We start from the raw sequence: 14,318 nt of genomic DNA on the forward strand, positions 1-14,318 counted from the left end.
TGAAACGCCGTAGCGCCGATGGTAGTGTGGGGTCTCCCCATGCGAGAGTAGGGAACTGCCAGGCATCAAACAAGTGGAAAGCCCTGTACTGACGTACAGGGCTTTTTGCTGTGTGGAATTTAGGGAACAGCGGCGTCTGTTTATTCGACATCCTGTATTTTATGCTTCGCTTCTCACCACAAAACGCTGCGCCGCTGATGAACGAATACGTTAAACTATGCGCAATTAGGTCACTGACGAGTAATATGTTATGTCGAATGACGGCACCTCACTTCAATCCCTCAATACTTTTTCCATAGCAGCTCATGCTGCGGCAATAACGTATATCAATAGTACTGCTCAGTTAGTTGAAACATGGAAAAAGGCGAAAGAAAAGAATCAGCCATTTCTACTTTTAGGTGAGGGAAGCAACGTTCTTTTTCTTGAAGACTTTTCCGGTTCTGTGGCATTGAACAGAATAAAAGGTATCGAAGTAACGGAAAACTCAGAGGAATGGTTGTTACACGTTGGCTCAGGTGAAAACTGGCACGAACTGGTGTGCTACGCACTTGAACATAATATTCCTGGACTGGAAAATCTTGCCTTAATACCTGGTTGCGTTGGCTCTGCGCCCATACAAAATATTGGAGCGTATGGGATTGAACTGCAAAACGTCTGTCAATATGTTGATGTATTGAACATGAATAGTGGCGAGATCATACAGTTTAAGGCGGAAGAATGTCAGTTCGGTTACCGTGAGAGCATTTTTAAACATGCTTATAAAGACGGTTATGCCATTGTCGCTGTAGGGTTCAGATTAACCAAGCATTGGCAACCCAAGCTTACTTATGGTGATCTGACGCGCTTAGATCCGGACAGCGTTACTCCCCGTGAGATTTTTGATTCAGTATGCGCAATGCGTATGAGTAAACTGCCTGATCCCGCTATTACTGGAAACGCTGGGAGTTTTTATAAAAATCCCACTGTTGATTCCGTGGTAGCGGAAAAGATCCAACGAGACTACCCATCAATGCCCTCTTACCCGCAGGCTAACGGGCAGGTAAAACTGGCTGCGGGCTGGCTGGTCGAACAGGCGAATCTTAAAGGATTCAGTATTGGCGGTGCCGCTGTTCATCAGAATCAGGCACTTGTCTTAATTAATAAGGATCACGCAAGCAGTGCGGATGTTCGTGCGTTGGCAAAACACGTGAGAGATTCTGTTGCTGCAAAGTTTGGTATTTGGCTGGAGCCTGAAGTTCGATTTATCGCCGCCGGGGGCGAAGTAAATGCCGTGGAGGCTCTGTCATGAAAGATATTACCGTTCCGCTGCACTTGATCTCAATTTTAGCTGATGGGGAATTCCATTCCGGTGAACAACTGGGCACTGCGATGGGGATGAGCCGGGCCGCGATCAATAAGCATATCCAGACGGTACGCGATTGGGGCGTAGATATTTTCACTGTTCCCGGTAAGGGTTACAGTCTCCCGCATCCTATTCAGTTGCTGGATGAAGCAACGATTATTTCAATGCTTCCTGCTGGCCGTGTAAGTGTGCTGCCCGTAATCGACTCAACAAATCAATATCTTCTCGACCGGATTTCAGAACTGAGTTCCGGTGATGCCTGTGTCGCTGAATACCAGCAGGCAGGGCGTGGGCGTCGTGGAAGAAAATGGTTTTCCCCATTTGGCAGTAATCTTTATCTGTCGATGTACTGGAAGCTTGATCAAGGACCAGCAGCAGCAATGGGGCTGAGTCTGGTTATTGGCATCGTAATGGCAGAAGTGCTTCAGCGTCTGGGAGCTGAAGATGTACGCGTAAAATGGCCAAATGATCTTTATCTGAAAGACAGAAAGTTAGCCGGGATCCTGGTTGAACTAACAGGTAAAACCGGAGATGCGGCACAGTTGGTTATTGGCGCTGGTATAAACCTTAAAATGCGCGAACCGGCTGCCGATACTATTAATCAGGGCTGGATAAACTTGCAGGAAGCGGGCGTTAATATAGACCGAAATGAGCTCACGGCAACTCTGCTGAAAGAATTACGCGCGGCATTATTGCATTTCGAAAAGGAAGGCTTAGCTCCATTTATTACACGCTGGCGTGGACTGGATAATTTTCTCGACCGACCGGTAAAATTGCTGATTGGAGATCAGGAGATTCACGGTATTGAACGTGGCATTGATCAGCAAGGAGCATTGCTTTTAGAGCAAGAGGGTATAATTAAGCCTTATATAGGTGGTGAGATATCTCTGCGCGGCGTGTGAAATCAAAAGGAGAGCCTGAGCTCTCCTTTTAATGTCTATTATACTATTTTCTGAGTCTTACATGTTCAACGGCATGGTTAGCGCTTTTCGTCAGAATCAGACTGGCCCGCTCTCTTGTTGGAAGAATATTTTCTTTTAAATTCAGCCCGTTAATCTCATTCCATAACTGCGTGGCGATGTTTACCGCTTCTTCTTCCGGCAGTTTTGCATAATGATGAAAATAAGAATCTGGATCAGAGAACGCACCCTGACGAAATTTCAAGAAACGATTGATATACCAGCCCTGCAATAAATCCTCAGGCGCATCGACGTATATTGAAAAATCGACAAAATCAGAGACAAATACATGATGCGGATCATGAGGATAATCCATGCCGCTCTGTAAAACATTTAAGCCTTCGAGAATTAAAATGTCAGGCTGTTCGATGACTTTATTTCCTTCAGGGATCACATCATAAATTAAATGTGAATAGACCGGCGCAGTGACGCTCTTCGCTCCGGATTTAACCTCAGAAACAAAATTGACCAACTGATGCATATCGTAAGACTGTGGGAATCCCTTCTTCTTCATGATCCCACGCTCTTGCAGCGTTTTATTGGGATAGAGAAAACCATCCGTAGTGATAAGTTCAACGGAACGATGCTCAGGCCAACGACTCAGTAACGCCTGAAGCACACGGGCTGTAGTGCTTTTCCCTACTGCTACACTGCCAGCAATACCGATGACATAAGGTATCTTCTGGCCATCGGTTCCCAGGAATTGCTCAAGCACAGCCTGACGGCGAAGATTTGAACTGATATAGAAATTAAGAAGACGCGAAAGCGGCAAATAAATTTGTGCGACTTCCTCGAGAGATAAATCCTCGTTGATACCTTTAAGGTTCACCACTTCCGCTTCTTTGAGCGTTAATGGAACTGAATCGCGTAGAGCAGCCCACTGTGCACGATCGAACTGCAGGTAAGGCGTTGCCAAAGATGGGGCACTTTTTTTCATAAGTTAAAGTCTGCTTTTAGCGCAGGTCAGGAAAGGCGTTCACGCCAACTCCAGACAGTAAACCAGCAGCATATTATAGACAGCTTCGTTTTCAGGGGAGATCTTTTTCTTATAACTTAACGATTTCTTTGATTGAGTTAAAAATTTTTTGAGAAAGTCATGTAAACCCACTAGAACAATGACGAACCATGCGGCCATGCTCCCCGCAGGGATTCAAAGAAAAAACAGGAGCAAGTTACGGTTGAAGTTGTTTGTAATAGACCACTTCATTCTTTCTGCGATAATCCGTCGAGGACTTACATTGCGCACAGCGATAACCCTGTGAACGATAAAAGGCTTCTGCAGCGGTGCCCGATTGCATGTCCGAAGAGAGCATTGTATACCGTAAAACTTGCGCCTTAATTTCTGATTCGCGCAACAATAGACGACCTACACCACTCCTTCTTACTCTCGAGCAGACCAACAAAGCACTGACTTCAGCATGATGCGAAGATTCTTGCGAACGGACCAGGTTAAGAAGCACAGTGCCCGTTACGCCTTGCTCATCCCGGGCAATCCAAAGTAACAATTCGTTGTGTGAGATCGCAGGGCGTAAATCGTGAAAAACATTTTCCGCTTCTTGCTGCTCGAAAGTAGGGGGCAAGCCTGCAGTGATCCCCTGTTTACTGGCTTCTATAAGCAAGCGGGCGAGCTCATCGCGGTAGACAGGTAATGTAGCGGCATTAAGCATCACAATTTTCATTGCTTACCTCTTAAATGGCAATTCAGCAGATTCAAATGAATGATGCAAAAGACACGCCATCTAAGAAATCCATTGATACGCGGCGAAAGGGGACTGCAGAGATTCTTTGATGCTCACCCATGAAGCAAAAGTTCAAATCTGGTGCATGTGGTTGATAATTTGTTTAGTGAGTAAGATTTTTACATCGCAGAGGGATATTGAAACCAGTAAGGATCGTCATTTCTGTGCCGGCCTGGGAGGCGTATTGGGTCTTTATTTGGCTCTTGTTAAGCGTAAAACTTAGAAAAACCCTATTTTTTGAATAAAACATGAGCGAAGAAGCAAATCATGCAATTTTTTAGTTGCATACCCCTTAAAGTCTCCATAGAATGCGCAGCACTTGATGCCGGCATAGCTCAGTTGGTAGAGCAACTGACTTGTAATCAGTAGGTCCCGAGTTCGACTCTTGGTGCCGGCACCATTCAAGTACTTAACAATTAGGTGGGGTTCCCGAGCGGCCAAAGGGAGCAGACTGTAAATCTGCCGTCATCGACTTCGAAGGTTCGAATCCTTCCCCCACCACCATACAGGCCTTAGCAATGAGGCAACTTAGAGTGACCTGGTCTCTTTAAGAGAAGGTGAGGAATTAAGTGTCTCACGTCCTTTTCCCCGTCTTCGAGTTCTTCAGAAAAATTAGGTAGCCGAGTTCCAGGACGCGGGCATCGTATAATGGCTATTACCTCAGCCTTCCAAGCTGATGATGTGGGTTCGATTCCCACTGCCCGCTCCAAGTATGTGCTGATATAGCTCAGTTGGTAGAGCGCACCCTTGGTAAGGGTGAGGTCGGCAGTTCGAATCTGCCTATCAGCACCACTTCCAAATCCTCCCTCCTGATTTTCTTTCTGTAAACTAATTCGTCAAGCAAATGCTTGGTTGATGTGGTGATACCACCGATTTAACCGTGTCTTAGAGGGACAATCGATGTCTAAAGAAAAATTTGAACGTAACAAACCGCACGTTAACGTTGGTACTATCGGCCACGTCGACCACGGTAAAACTACCCTGACTGCAGCAATCACCACCGTTCTGGCTAAAACCTACGGCGGTTCTGCACGCGCATTCGACCAGATCGATAACGCACCAGAAGAAAAAGCTCGTGGTATCACCATCAACACTTCACACGTTGAATATGACACCCCGACTCGTCACTACGCGCACGTTGACTGCCCAGGGCACGCCGACTACGTGAAAAACATGATCACCGGTGCTGCTCAGATGGACGGCGCTATCCTGGTTGTTGCTGCAACTGATGGCCCTATGCCTCAGACCCGTGAGCACATCCTGTTGGGTCGCCAGGTTGGCGTTCCATTCATGATCGTGTTCATGAACAAATGCGACATGGTTGATGATGAAGAGCTGCTGGAACTGGTAGAAATGGAAGTTCGTGAACTTCTTTCTGCTTACGAATTCCCAGGCGACGACATCCCAGTTATCAAAGGTTCAGCGCTGAAAGCACTGGAAGGCGATGCAACTTGGGAAGCGAAAATCATCGAACTGGCAGAAGCACTGGACAGCTACATTCCATTGCCAGAGCGTGCTATCGATAAGCCGTTCCTGCTGCCAATCGAAGACGTATTCTCCATCTCCGGCCGTGGTACAGTTGTTACCGGTCGTGTAGAGCGCGGTATCGTTAAAGTGGGCGAAGAAGTTGAAATCGTGGGTATCAAGGACACTGTTAAGTCTACTTGTACCGGCGTTGAAATGTTCCGCAAACTGCTGGACGAAGGCCGTGCTGGTGAGAACGTTGGTGTTCTGCTGCGTGGTATCAAACGTGAAGACATCGAACGTGGTCAGGTTCTGGCTAAACCAGGTTCAATCAAACCACACACTAAGTTTGATTCCGAAGTGTACATCCTGAGCAAAGAAGAAGGTGGTCGTCATACTCCATTCTTCAAAGGCTACCGTCCACAGTTCTACTTCCGTACAACTGACGTGACCGGTACTATCGAACTGCCAGAAGGCGTTGAGATGGTAATGCCTGGTGACAACGTGAACATGGTTGTTACCCTGATCCACCCAATCGCGATGGATGACGGTCTGCGTTTCGCAATCCGTGAAGGCGGCCGTACTGTAGGCGCTGGTGTTGTTGCTAAAGTTATCGCTTAATTGCCGATAGACTTTTTTGTCACTATACGTTGACGCAATACACACTAAAAGGGCATCATTCGATGCCCTTTTTTCTACGCTGTGGCGCGAGAACCTATCTCATCAGCGATTTATACGTCATAATCATTGGTGAGATAGGCTCTGAGATATAGCGTAAAACACCGAATTGCGCTCAAGTAGAGCATCGATCGGTTTGGTTTGCCTCGCAATGCGAGGCAAAGTTGTTTGTTCTGAATCATTGCGACGGGTTGGTTTATGAGTGCGAATACCGAGGCTCAAGGGAGCGGGCGCGGCCTGGAAGCGGTAAAGTGGCTGGTTGTTGCCGTTTTGTTGGTTGTAGCAATTGTAGGTAACTATTATTACCGTGCATACAGCCTGCCGTTACGCGCGTTAGCTGTAGTTGTTATTATCGCAATTGCAGGCGCAGTGGCATTATTGACCACTAAAGGCAAAGCGACGGTTGCGTTTGCTCGTGAAGCGCGCACCGAAGTACGTAAAGTCATTTGGCCAACGCGCCAGGAAACATTGCATACCACACTGATCGTTGCTGCGGTGACTGCCGTTATGTCTCTGATTCTGTGGGGGCTGGATGGAATTTTAGTCCGCCTGGTATCTTTCATTACTGGTCTGAGGTTCTAAATGTCTGAAGCACCTAAAAAACGTTGGTACGTCGTTCAGGCGTTTTCCGGCTTTGAAGGCCGCGTAGCGCAATCGCTGCGTGAGCACATCAAGTTACATGACATGGAAGAGCTGTTTGGCGAAGTCATGGTTCCAACTGAAGAAGTGGTTGAGATCCGTGGTGGCCAGCGTCGCAAGAGCGAGCGCAAGTTCTTCCCTGGCTATGTGCTGGTTCAGATGGTGATGAATGACGCCAGCTGGCACTTAGTTCGCAGTGTTCCTCGCGTGATGGGCTTCATTGGTGGGACATCTGACCGTCCTGCTCCAATCAGCGATAAAGAAGTTGATGCGATCATGAACCGCCTGCAACAAGTCGGTGATAAACCACGTCCTAAAACATTGTTTGAACCAGGTGAACTGGTACGTGTTAGTGACGGGCCGTTTGCAGACTTTAATGGTGTGGTTGAAGAAGTCGATTACGAAAAAAGCCGCCTGAAAGTGTCTGTTTCCATCTTTGGCCGTGCAACACCGGTTGAACTGGACTTCGGTCAGGTTGAAAAAGGCTAACAACAGCGTTCTATAATCATTAGAACAGATGTTGTACAGGGCGCGAAATTGAACTATAATTTCGCGCCTTTTGTTTTTATGTGCAGCCTCTGCGCGTAAAACTGTAAAGTACTACAAATAACGGGGAGCCTCTTCAAACAGGCGATATCACCCAAACGAGGATATTTACCATGGCCAAGAAAGTACAAGCCTACGTTAAGCTGCAAGTTGCAGCTGGTATGGCAAACCCAAGTCCGCCAGTTGGTCCAGCTCTGGGTCAACAAGGCGTGAACATCATGGAATTCTGTAAGGCGTTCAATGCTAAGACTGATAGCATGGAAAAAGGCCTGCCAATTCCTGTTGTTATTACTGTTTATTCTGACCGTTCTTTCACTTTTGTTACCAAAACCCCTCCTGCAGCAGTACTGCTGAAGAAAGCGGCTGGTATCAAGTCTGGTTCCGGCAAGCCGAACAAAGACAAAGTGGGTAAAGTAACGAGTGCTCAGGTTCGTGAAATCGCAGAAACCAAAGCTGCGGACATGACTGGTTCTGACGTTGAAGCGATGACTCGCTCCATCGAAGGTACTGCTCGTTCCATGGGCCTGGTAGTGGAGGATTAATAGATGGCTAAGCTGACCAAGCGCATGCGCGTGATCCGTGACAAAGTTGATGCTACTAAACAGTATGACATCACCGAAGCCGTTGCTCTGCTCAAAGAGCTGGCCACTGCTAAATTCGTAGAAAGCGTGGACGTTGCCGTTAACCTCGGCATCGACGCACGTAAATCTGATCAAAACGTTCGCGGTGCAACCGTTCTGCCACACGGCACCGGTCGTTCTGTTCGCGTTGCCGTCTTCGCTCAAGGTGCTAACGCTGAAGCTGCTAAAGCTGCAGGCGCTGAACTGGTAGGCATGGAAGATCTGGCTGATCAGATCAAAAAAGGCGAAATGAACTTCGACGTTGTTATCGCATCTCCAGATGCAATGCGCGTTGTTGGCCAATTAGGTCAGGTACTGGGTCCACGCGGCCTGATGCCTAACCCGAAAGTTGGTACTGTAACTCCTAACGTTGCTGAAGCGGTTAAGAACGCTAAAGCAGGTCAGGTTCGTTATCGTAACGACAAAAACGGCATCATCCATACCACTATCGGTAAGGTTGATTTCGAGTCAGACAAGCTGAAAGAAAACCTTGAAGCTCTGCTGATCGCGCTGAAAAAAGCGAAGCCTTCCCAGGCTAAAGGCGTTTTCATCAAGAAAGTAAGCCTGTCCACTACAATGGGCGCAGGTGTTGCTGTTGATCAAAGCGGCCTGAGCGCAGTAGTTAACTAATTAACTACCTGTGTTTATCGCTTTACGCGGGTGGTGGATTTGTATAGAATCTATCGCCCGTTGTTTCGTTAATGCGAAACCAAGAATTTTTCGGTTGGAGCCTGGCCTATCCAGGCCTCCGTCCAAGACCGCAGGTGTCCCGTAAGGGACTTAATCCTTCCTGCGTAGACGGTGACAGAGCCTGAAGAAAGTATTTCTTTTTTATTATTAATTAAGATTTGTCTTTGCTGGATTCTCTGCTCACCGTGTTTGAACGCTTGATATCGATCTCGATAACAAGTGATGTGAGTTCCGGGGATTTTCCCCGGCTAAATCCAGGAGCAAAAAGCTAATGGCATTAAATCTTCAAGACAAACAAGCGATTGTTGCTGAAGTCATCGAAGTAGCCAAAGGCGCGCTGTCTGCGGTTGTTGCGGATTCCCGTGGCGTAACTGTAGATAAAATGACTGAACTGCGTAAAGCAGGTCGTGAAGCTGGCGTTTACATGCGTGTTGTTCGTAACACCTTGATGCGTCGCGTCGTAGAAGGTACTCAGTTTGAGTGCCTGAAAGACACGTTTGTCGGTCCAACCTTGATTGCATTCTCTACTGAACACCCAGGCGCTGCTGCCCGTCTGTTCAAAGATTTCGCTAAAGCGAATGCAAAATTTGAGGTTAAAGCTGCGGCCTTTGAAGGTGAGTTTATCTCTGCGGCTCAAATCGACCGCTTGGCAACTCTGCCTACTTACGAAGAAGCAATCGCACGCCTGATGGCAACCATGAAAGAAGCCTCTGCAGGCAAATTGGTTCGCACTCTGGCTGCTGTACGCGATCAGAAAGAAGCTGCTTAATCAGCCTTTTTTATCTCGTTCATTTGCTTACGTATAAACTATTTCTGAATTCTAGGAACACTTGAAATGTCAATCACTAAAGAACAAATCATTGAAGGCGTTGCAGCTCTGTCTGTAATGGAAATCGTTGAACTGATCTCCGCTATGGAAGAAAAATTCGGCGTTTCTGCTGCTGCTGCTGTTGCAGGTCCTGCTGCTGCTGCTGAAGCTGTTGAAGAAAAAACTGAGTTCGACGTTGTTCTGGCTGCTGTTGGCGCGAACAAAGTTGCAGTTATCAAAGCTGTTCGTACCGCGACTGGCCTGGGTCTGAAAGAAGCAAAAGACCTGGTTGAGTCTGCTCCAGCAGCTCTGAAAGAAGGCATCAGCAAAGACGACGCTGAAGCTCTGAAAAAATCTCTGGAAGAAGCTGGTGCTTCTGTTGAAGTTAAGTAAGTTTAACTTCCCGGAGTGCAGTCTGTCCTAACAGACTGATGGCTGGTGACTTTTTAGTCACCAGCCTTTTTGCGCTATAGAGTGTCAGTGGTGTTTCACACTGTTTGAGCACTGAACTACTCTAATATCTCTTCTTGAGACGCCTTAATATATTGATGCCGCTTGCTATGGCTCATCCATAGATAATGCACAACGAAATGATTTAAGAGTGATAGAAACAGATATTGCGGAAAGCGTTTCTGCTTTCCGATCGACATAAACGGTGTTGCATGAACTGTCCTTCTCAGGGCAGACAAGATTGGGTCACTGATCAGCGAGCTGAGGAACCCTATGGTTTACTCCTATACCGAGAAAAAACGCATTCGTAAGGATTTTGGTAAGCGTCCACAAGTTTTGGACATTCCCTTTCTCCTTTCTATCCAGCTTGACTCGTTCCAGAAGTTTATCGAGCAAGATCCGGAAGGCCAGCACGGTTTGGAAGCTGCATTCCGTTCTGTATTTCCTATCAAAAGCTACAGCGGCAATTCTGAGCTGCAATACGTTAGCTACCGTCTTGGTGAGCCAGTATTCGACGTTAAAGAATGCCAGATCCGTGGTGTAACTTTCTCCGCGCCATTGCGTGTGAAACTGCGTCTGGTTATCTACGAGCGTGAGGCACCAGAAGGTACGGTCAAAGACATCAAGGAACAAGAAGTCTATATGGGCGAAATTCCGCTCATGACCGAAAATGGTACCTTTGTGATTAACGGTACTGAGAGGGTTATCGTATCTCAGCTTCACCGTAGTCCAGGTGTATTCTTCGACAGTGATAAGGGTAAAACCCACTCCTCGGGTAAAGTGCTGTACAACGCACGTATCATCCCTTATCGCGGTTCATGGTTAGATTTCGAGTTTGACCCGAAAGATAACCTGTTTGTACGTATTGACCGTCGCCGTAAATTGCCAGCGACCATCATTCTGCGTGCATTAAGCTATACCACAGAGCAGATCCTTGACCTGTTCTTTGAAAAGGTGACTTACCAGATCCGCGACAACAAGTTGCAGATGGAGCTGGTACCTGAGCGCCTGCGTGGTGAAACAGCCTCGTTTGATATCGAAGCTGACGGCAAAGTCTATATCGAGAAAGGCCGCCGTATCACTGCCCGCCATATTCGTCAGCTTGAAAAAGACGACATTCAGCGCATCGAAGTTCCTGTTGAGTACATCGCAGGGAAAGTAGTTGCTAAAGACTACATCGACACCAATACCGGTGAGCTGATTGTTCCTGCGAATATGGAATTGTCTCTGGATTTACTGGCTAAACTGAGCCAGGCCGGACACAAAACCATTGAAACGCTGTTCACCAACGATCTCGACCATGGCGCGTACATGTCCGAGACAATCCGCGTCGACCCAACCAGCGATCGCCTGAGCGCGCTGGTTGAGATCTATCGCATGATGCGTCCTGGTGAACCACCAACGCGTGAAGCAGCTGAAACTCTGTTCGAGAACCTGTTCTTCTCCGAAGATCGTTACGACCTGTCTGCTGTAGGTCGTATGAAGTTCAACCGTTCTCTGCTGCGTGATGAAATCGAAGGTTCAGGTATCCTGAGCAAAGACGACATCATCCAGGTCATGAGAAAGCTGATCGGCATTCGTAACGGCCAGGGCGAAGTGGATGATATTGACCACTTGGGCAACCGTCGTATTCGTTCTGTCGGCGAAATGGCTGAAAACCAATTCCGTGTAGGTTTGGTTCGTGTTGAGCGTGCTGTTAAAGAGCGTCTGTCTCTTGGTGACCTCGATACACTGATGCCTCAGGACATGATCAACGCGAAGCCAATTTCGGCTGCGGTGAAAGAGTTCTTCGGTTCAAGCCAGCTGTCACAATTTATGGACCAGAACAACCCGTTGTCTGAGATTACGCACAAACGTCGTATCTCTGCATTGGGCCCGGGCGGTTTGACCCGTGAACGTGCTGGCTTTGAAGTTCGAGACGTACACCCGACGCACTACGGTCGCGTATGTCCAATCGAAACGCCAGAAGGTCCAAACATCGGTCTGATCAACTCCTTGTCTGTGTATGCACAGACCAATGAGTATGGTTTCCTGGAAACCCCTTACCGCCGTGTGCGTGAAGGTATGGTTACCGATGAAATTAACTACCTGTCTGCCATCGAAGAAGGCAACTTTGTTATCGCTCAGGCGAACTCCAACCTGGATGACGAAGGCCACTTCCTGGAAGATTTAGTCACTTGTCGTAGCAAAGGCGAATCAAGCCTGTTTAGCCGCGATCAGGTTGACTACATGGACGTTTCCACCCAGCAGATCGTCTCCGTTGGTGCTTCTCTGATTCCATTCCTGGAACACGATGACGCCAACCGTGCATTGATGGGTGCGAACATGCAACGTCAGGCAGTTCCAACTCTGCGTGCTGATAAGCCGCTGGTGGGTACTGGTATGGAACGTGCTGTTGCGGTTGACTCCGGTGTTACTGCCGTAGCTAAACGCGGTGGTACAGTTCAGTACGTTGATGCATCCCGTATCGTTATTCGTGTAAACGAAGATGAGATGAATCCAGGCGAAGCAGGTATCGACATTTATAACCTGACTAAGTACACCCGTTCTAACCAGAACACCTGCATCAATCAGATGCCGTGTGTGAATCTGGGCGAACCAATCGAGCGCGGCGACGTGCTGGCAGATGGTCCGTCAACAGATCTGGGCGAACTGGCACTGGGTCAGAACATGCGTGTCGCGTTCATGCCTTGGAACGGTTACAACTTCGAAGACTCCATCTTGGTCTCCGAACGTGTAGTGCAGGAAGACCGCTTCACCACTATCCATATCCAGGAACTGGCATGTGTGTCACGCGACACCAAGTTAGGGCCTGAAGAGATCACTGCAGACATCCCGAACGTGGGTGAAGCTGCACTTTCTAAACTGGATGAATCCGGTATCGTTTATATCGGTGCTGAAGTGACCGGTGGTGACATTCTGGTTGGTAAGGTGACGCCTAAAGGTGAAACCCAGCTGACGCCAGAAGAGAAACTGCTGCGTGCGATCTTCGGTGAGAAAGCGTCTGACGTTAAAGACTCTTCTCTGCGTGTACCAAACGGCGTTTCCGGTACGATTATTGACGTTCAGGTCTTCACCCGCGATGGCGTGGAAAAAGACAAACGTGCGTTAGAAATCGAAGAAATGCAGCTGAAACAGGCTAAGAAAGACCTGACTGAAGAGCTGCAAATTCTGGAAGCCGGCCTGTTTGCACGTATCCAGTCTGCGCTGGTTGCTGGCGGTGTTGAAGCTGACAAGCTGGGCAAATTGCCTCGCGATCGTTGGTTAGAACTGTCACTGACTGACGAAGACAAACAGAATCAGTTGGAACAGCTTGCTGAACAGTACGACGAACTGAAATCCGAGTTTGAGAAAAAACTCGAAGCTAAGCGTCGTAAGATCACTCAGGGCGATGACCTGGCACCAGGTGTGCTGAAAATCGTTAAAGTGTATCTGGCCGTTAAACGTCAGATCCAACCTGGTGACAAAATGGCAGGCCGCCACGGTAACAAAGGTGTTATCTCCAAGATCAACCCGATCGAAGATATGCCTTACGATGAAAACGGAACTCCTGTTGATATCGTACTGAACCCGCTGGGCGTTCCATCACGTATGAACATTGGTCAGATTTTAGAAACCCACCTGGGTATGGCTGCGAAAGGTATTGGTGAAAAAATCAATGCCATGCTGAAGAAACATGAAGAAGTTTCTAAGCTGCGCGAGTTCATCCAGCGTGCCTATGATCTGGGCGACGACGTACGTCAGAAAGTAGATCTGACCACCTTTACCGATGACGAAGTATTGCGTCTGGCTGAGAACCTGAAAAAAGGTATGCCAATCGCAACACCAGTCTTCGACGGTGCGAAAGAGACAGAGATCAAGCAATTGCTTGAAATGGGCGGAATCCCAACCTCTGGCCAGATCACACTGTTTGACGGCCGTACCGGCGAGCAATTCGAGCGCCAGGTTACCGTCGGCTACATGTACATGCTGAAACTGAACCACCTGGTTGACGATAAAATGCACGCGCGTTCTACCGGTTCTTACAGCCTCGTTACTCAGCAGCCGCTGGGTGGTAAAGCTCAGTTCGGTGGTCAGCGCTTCGGTGAGATGGAAGTATGGGCACTGGAAGCATACGGTGCCGCGTATACCCTGCAGGAAATGCTGACTGTTAAGTCCGATGACGTGAACGGCCGTACCAAGATGTATAAAAACATCGTGGATGGCGATCACCGGATGGAACCAGGCATGCCGGAATCCTTCAACGTATTGTTGAAAGAAATCCGCTCTCTGGGTATCAACATCGAGCTGGAAGACGAGTAAGTACTCGAATTCGCATTGATCACAGGGGCACCTGCCTGTTTAGCAATAGACAGCAGGTGCCTAACAGGTCTAACCCGACGG

The 14,318-nt window shown here is 48.0% G+C and carries 12 protein-coding genes and 4 tRNA genes; 14 read left to right on the forward strand and 2 right to left on the reverse strand.

Going from position 1 to position 14,318, the window contains the following annotated elements; all coding sequences use genetic code 11:
- The first annotated feature begins 250 nt into the window (after nucleotides 1–250).
- Together murB and birA are read left to right on the forward strand one after the other, a co-directional pair.
- Entirely contained in the window at nucleotides 251–1,288 is a 1,038-nt protein-coding gene (murB, locus tag J1779_RS00670; RefSeq protein ID WP_217202588.1) for a UDP-N-acetylmuramate dehydrogenase, read from the forward strand.
- Nucleotides 1,285–2,244 (forward strand): bifunctional biotin--[acetyl-CoA-carboxylase] ligase/biotin operon repressor BirA, encoded by a 960-nt coding sequence (gene birA / locus J1779_RS00675; RefSeq protein WP_217202589.1) that lies wholly within the window; start codon nucleotides 1,285–1,287, stop codon nucleotides 2,242–2,244. Before murB ends, birA begins: the two co-directional genes overlap by 4 nt.
- A 43-nt stretch (nucleotides 2,245–2,287) precedes the next feature.
- Here birA and coaA read toward each other — a convergent pair whose 3' ends face one another.
- Complete coding sequence (gene coaA / locus J1779_RS00680; protein ID WP_056780224.1) at nucleotides 2,288–3,238, reverse strand: type I pantothenate kinase; 951 nt, start codon at nucleotides 3,236–3,238, stop codon at nucleotides 2,288–2,290.
- Nucleotides 3,239–3,473: 235 nt separating this feature from the next.
- On the reverse strand, nucleotides 3,474–3,980 hold the full coding sequence (locus J1779_RS00685; RefSeq protein ID WP_217202590.1) for a GNAT family N-acetyltransferase: 507 nt from the start codon (nucleotides 3,978–3,980) through the stop codon (nucleotides 3,474–3,476).
- Between the two features lie 384 nt (nucleotides 3,981–4,364).
- Between J1779_RS00685 and J1779_RS00690 the strand changes: the two genes are divergently transcribed.
- From J1779_RS00690 to rpoB, 12 genes are all read left to right on the forward strand, one after another.
- Nucleotides 4,365–4,440 (forward strand) — tRNA-Thr (locus J1779_RS00690).
- A 19-nt stretch (nucleotides 4,441–4,459) separates the two neighbouring features.
- Nucleotides 4,460–4,544, forward strand: a tRNA-Tyr gene (locus J1779_RS00695).
- A gap of 130 nt (nucleotides 4,545–4,674) precedes the next feature.
- Nucleotides 4,675–4,749 (forward strand) — tRNA-Gly (locus J1779_RS00700).
- 7 nt (nucleotides 4,750–4,756) lie between these two features.
- Nucleotides 4,757–4,832 (forward strand) — tRNA-Thr (locus tag J1779_RS00705).
- A 108-nt stretch (nucleotides 4,833–4,940) separates the two neighbouring features.
- Nucleotides 4,941–6,125 (forward strand): elongation factor Tu, encoded by a 1,185-nt coding sequence (gene tuf, locus J1779_RS00710; protein WP_122097336.1) that lies wholly within the window; start codon nucleotides 4,941–4,943, stop codon nucleotides 6,123–6,125.
- Between the two features lie 255 nt (nucleotides 6,126–6,380).
- Nucleotides 6,381–6,764: a preprotein translocase subunit SecE gene (secE, locus tag J1779_RS00715; protein ID WP_034794996.1), complete on the forward strand. Its 384-nt coding sequence runs from the start codon at nucleotides 6,381–6,383 to the stop codon at nucleotides 6,762–6,764.
- Nucleotides 6,765–7,310, forward strand: coding sequence for a transcription termination/antitermination protein NusG (gene nusG, locus J1779_RS00720; protein WP_056777953.1), 546 nt, complete (start codon nucleotides 6,765–6,767; stop codon nucleotides 7,308–7,310). It abuts the gene before it with no gap.
- Nucleotides 7,311–7,480: 170 nt separating this feature from the next.
- Nucleotides 7,481–7,909 (forward strand): 50S ribosomal protein L11, encoded by a 429-nt coding sequence (rplK, locus tag J1779_RS00725; RefSeq protein WP_013577413.1) that lies wholly within the window; start codon nucleotides 7,481–7,483, stop codon nucleotides 7,907–7,909.
- A 3-nt stretch (nucleotides 7,910–7,912) separates the two neighbouring features.
- Entirely contained in the window at nucleotides 7,913–8,617 is a 705-nt protein-coding gene (rplA, locus tag J1779_RS00730; protein ID WP_122097337.1) for a 50S ribosomal protein L1, read from the forward strand.
- 331 nt (nucleotides 8,618–8,948) lie between these two features.
- Nucleotides 8,949–9,446: a 50S ribosomal protein L10 gene (gene rplJ / locus J1779_RS00735; RefSeq protein ID WP_013577411.1), complete on the forward strand. Its 498-nt coding sequence runs from the start codon at nucleotides 8,949–8,951 to the stop codon at nucleotides 9,444–9,446.
- A gap of 66 nt (nucleotides 9,447–9,512) precedes the next feature.
- Nucleotides 9,513–9,878, forward strand: coding sequence for a 50S ribosomal protein L7/L12 (gene rplL / locus J1779_RS00740; RefSeq protein ID WP_013577410.1), 366 nt, complete (start codon nucleotides 9,513–9,515; stop codon nucleotides 9,876–9,878).
- A 330-nt stretch (nucleotides 9,879–10,208) separates the two neighbouring features.
- The gene (gene rpoB, locus J1779_RS00745; protein ID WP_056777959.1) at nucleotides 10,209–14,237 is read left to right on the forward strand and encodes a DNA-directed RNA polymerase subunit beta; all 4,029 of its coding nucleotides are present in this window, start codon (nucleotides 10,209–10,211) and stop codon (nucleotides 14,235–14,237) included.
- The last annotated feature ends 81 nt before the right edge of the window (nucleotides 14,238–14,318 follow it).

It is taken from the genome of Rahnella rivi (assembly GCF_019049655.1).
GTDB lineage: Bacteria > Pseudomonadota > Gammaproteobacteria > Enterobacterales > Enterobacteriaceae > Rahnella > Rahnella rivi.

What these genes read in the sequence shown, in the direction of transcription:
- rplA (WP_122097337.1), top strand. Translation starts at nt 7,913, where the DNA reads ATGGCTAAGCTGACCAAGCGCATGCGCGTGATCCGTGACAAAGTTGAT.
- coaA (WP_056780224.1), bottom strand. Translation starts at nt 3,238, where the DNA reads ATGAAAAAAAGTGCCCCATCTTTGGCAACGCCTTACCTGCAGTTCGAT.
- rplL (WP_013577410.1), top strand. Translation starts at nt 9,513, where the DNA reads ATGTCAATCACTAAAGAACAAATCATTGAAGGCGTTGCAGCTCTGTCT.
- rplK (WP_013577413.1), top strand. Translation starts at nt 7,481, where the DNA reads ATGGCCAAGAAAGTACAAGCCTACGTTAAGCTGCAAGTTGCAGCTGGT.
- tuf (WP_122097336.1), top strand. Translation starts at nt 4,941, where the DNA reads ATGTCTAAAGAAAAATTTGAACGTAACAAACCGCACGTTAACGTTGGT.
- birA (WP_217202589.1), top strand. Translation starts at nt 1,285, where the DNA reads ATGAAAGATATTACCGTTCCGCTGCACTTGATCTCAATTTTAGCTGAT.
- nusG (WP_056777953.1), top strand. Translation starts at nt 6,765, where the DNA reads ATGTCTGAAGCACCTAAAAAACGTTGGTACGTCGTTCAGGCGTTTTCC.
- murB (WP_217202588.1), top strand. Translation starts at nt 251, where the DNA reads ATGTCGAATGACGGCACCTCACTTCAATCCCTCAATACTTTTTCCATA.
- rplJ (WP_013577411.1), top strand. Translation starts at nt 8,949, where the DNA reads ATGGCATTAAATCTTCAAGACAAACAAGCGATTGTTGCTGAAGTCATC.
- secE (WP_034794996.1), top strand. Translation starts at nt 6,381, where the DNA reads ATGAGTGCGAATACCGAGGCTCAAGGGAGCGGGCGCGGCCTGGAAGCG.
- J1779_RS00685 (WP_217202590.1), bottom strand. Translation starts at nt 3,980, where the DNA reads ATGAAAATTGTGATGCTTAATGCCGCTACATTACCTGTCTACCGCGAT.
- rpoB (WP_056777959.1), top strand. Translation starts at nt 10,209, where the DNA reads ATGGTTTACTCCTATACCGAGAAAAAACGCATTCGTAAGGATTTTGGT.